The 642-nt window shown below is 67.4% G+C and carries 1 pseudogene; it reads right to left on the reverse strand.

Annotation, left to right across the window (positions count from 1 at the left end):
* Positions 1 to 576, reverse strand: a pseudogene (locus tag FOE67_RS27805) (hypothetical protein); the annotation flags it as partial.
* Positions 577 to 642 lie beyond the last annotated feature (66 nt).

The following is a 642-nucleotide window of genomic DNA, read 5'->3' on the forward strand; positions in this document are numbered from 1 at the left end:
CTCCGCTGCGTCGGCAGCGTTAGTTAATAGAAGAGACAGCCCGTGAAGGTGACGGCGTTGCTCGCGGTGTCGAACAGCGAGTGTGTTCACCCGCGCGGCGTTGTGGAGGATGTCCCCGTTTCCGAGGACTGTGACCTCGAGCCTGCCGTCCACCATCCGGGCCAAGGCCTCACGCAGACGCTCGGTTTCTTCCAGGAGCAGGTGGTCGGTGGTGTCGAGGTCGTCGGCGGCCGAAATGACCATGTGGGCGATCTTGCGCAGCGGGTCGTGCGTCTCGTGACGCGTCACCAGCTCATCGATCGACAAACCGAGTTGTTTCTCGACCACGGTTGATCCGGCCGATGGTTCCGAAGTCTTCCGCGAAGGGGCGGGCACGTGGTCCTTTCCGGGTGGGGGAGGAGATGGTGGACGCCACGCCCGGGGAGCGTCGGAGAAACGTGTCCGTGGGTCCCGGTCCCACTCCACGACCCGGCCCCGGGCGGGTCCGTGGCCGGTGAGGTGGATGACCTCGATGCCGGTGGGCCGAAGGACGTAGGCCCAGCTCAGGTCCCCGTCGAAGGCGTTCCTCTCGTTCACCGGCGCCCCTGCCTCCGGTCGGCCGGAAGCGGCTCGCGGAGAGGGTGTCAGGGGCGTGCCGGGGCG

Origin of the sequence: Streptomyces calidiresistens (assembly GCF_014141525.1) — a bacterium.
GTDB lineage: Bacteria > Actinomycetota > Actinomycetes > Streptomycetales > Streptomycetaceae > Streptomyces > Streptomyces calidiresistens.